We start from the raw sequence: 255 nt of genomic DNA, 5'->3' as shown, positions 1-255 counted from the left end.
ATCAAAAACCGATGACGGCCGTACTACAGCAAAAACCGTGATGTTCAGTCCTCGTATCGGTCAGTTGTTTCCCATAGAGGGCTTTGGTGCGATCTACGGATATGTGGGAGCCGCTTATATGAATACAGAAGGTCGCGTCGCGGAAGACGATGCTTTAGGGCTTGAAGGGTTAAGTTACTCGCTAGAGCAAAGTAGCTCTTCGCAATACGCAGCAGTTGTGGATATGAACTGGAACTTTGCTGACTCATTTGGCAC

The 255-nt window shown here is 48.2% G+C and carries 1 pseudogene; it reads left to right on the top strand.

The window, feature by feature from the left end:
* Positions 1–255 (top strand): annotated as a pseudogene (locus AB4585_RS27725) (hypothetical protein); the annotation flags it as partial.

Origin of the sequence: Vibrio sp. 10N.222.49.C9, from assembly GCF_041474985.1 — a bacterium.
Classification (GTDB): domain Bacteria; phylum Pseudomonadota; class Gammaproteobacteria; order Enterobacterales; family Vibrionaceae; genus Vibrio; species Vibrio crassostreae_C.
Note: the sequence above shows the minus strand (reverse complement) of the source record. Positions and strands in the feature narration are given on the sequence as shown.